The sequence below is a fragment of the Slackia sp. genome (assembly GCF_977041755.1).
Genome location: NZ_CDRRGL010000227.1, coordinates 1 through 1,611 on the forward strand (window position 1 = coordinate 1; position 1,611 = coordinate 1,611).

Annotated in this window: 2 rRNA genes; both read right to left on the minus strand. The window is 64.5% G+C overall.

Annotated features, from left to right (window positions below):
- Positions 1-18 precede the first annotated feature (18 nt).
- Positions 19-133 (minus strand): 5S ribosomal RNA (gene rrf / locus ACWI8T_RS09920).
- Positions 134-244: 111 nt separating this feature from the next.
- A 23S ribosomal RNA gene (locus ACWI8T_RS09925) occupies positions 245-1,611 on the minus strand; the annotation flags it as partial.

Here is a 1,611-nt window from a genome sequence, read left to right on the forward strand (position 1 = left end):
ATGCGGAAGCGCCCTGCATGAGCGCGACGCCCTGTCCTCCCGCAGCCTGGCGCTGCAGTACTTTCGGCGAAGGCGGGCTTAACTGCCGAGTTCGGAATGGGATCGGGTGATCCCCGCCTCTGTGGTCGCGCTCATGCAGGGCGCTCTCGCCCGCACGCCGGTACCAGGGCGACCCTGGGGGCCGCATGGCGACCGAAGCGAAGGATCCATCCGTTCCAGGCCCCGCCCTTCCTCGAGGTGAGGATGGGTGCAAGGGCTCGCCCTATTAGTACCGCTCGCCTGAACGCCTCGCGGCGCTTGCAGCTGCGGCCTATCTACCACGTGTTCTGCATGGGGGCTTACCGAAGGGAGAACTCATCTCGGAGACGGCTTCCCGCTTAGATGCCTTCAGCGGTTATCCGTTCCGGGCGTGGCTAGCCGGCCGTGCCGTTGGTCGACAACCGGGACACCAGAGGCCCGTCCGCCCCGGTCCTCTCGTACTAGGGGCAGCCCTCCTCAATTCTCCTGCGCCCGCGGAGGATAGGGACCGAACTGTCTCACGACGTTCTGAACCCAGCTCGCGTACCGCTTTAAACGGCGAACAGCCGTACCCTTGGGACCGACTCCAGCCCCAGGATGCGATGAGCCGACATCGAGGTGCCAAACCTTGCCGTCGATGTGGACTCTTGGGCAAGATCAGCCTGTTATCCCCGGAGTACCTTTTATCCGTTGAGCGACGGCCCTTCCACTCGGGGCCGCCGGATCACTAGAGCCGACTTTCGTCCCTGCTCGGCTTGTCTGCCTCGCAGTCAGGCCCGCTTGTGCTCTTGCGCTCTTCGGACGGTTGCCGACCGTCCTGAGCGGACCTTGCGCGCGCCTCCGTTACTCTTTGGGAGGCGACCGCCCCAGTCAAACTGCCCGCCTGGCACGGTCCCCGGGCCGTCCCCGGGTTAGGCCGCCGACGCGACGGGGGCAGTATTCCAAGGTCGGCTCCGCCCGGGCTGGCGCCCGGGCTTCGCAGCCTCCTGCCTATCCTCTACGCGCCGCGCCTGCGGCCAATGCCAAGCTGCAGTAAAGGTTCACGGGGTCTTTCCGTCCTTCCGCGGGGAATCCGCATCTTCACGGATAATGCAATTTCGCCGGGCCCATGGTCGAGACAGCGCCCAAGTCGTTGCGCCGTTCGTGCAGGTCGGAACTTACCCGACAAGGAATTTCGCTACCTTAGGACCGTTATAGTTACGGCCGCCGTTTACCGGGGCTTGGGTTCACCGCTTCGCCAAAGGCTAACGGATCCCCGTGACCTTCCGGCACCGGGCAGGCGTCAGACCCTATACTTCGCCTCGCGGCTTGGCAGAGTCCTGTGTTTTTGGTAAACAGTCGCTTGGGCCCTTTCGCTGCGGCCCCCCGGCGCTTCCCGGGCGAGCCGGTACACGCTGGGGGGCGTCCCTTCTCCCTAAGTTACGGGACGATTATGCCGAGTTCCTTGACCATGGTTGCCCCGATCGCCTCGGAATGCTCTTCCTACCCACCTGTGTCGGTTTTGGTACGGGCGGCGTGGGCGCTGCCTAGGGATTTTTCTAGGAGGCATGGAATCCGCGACTTCGCCATAGGGCTCGTCTCGCGTCTCGGGAT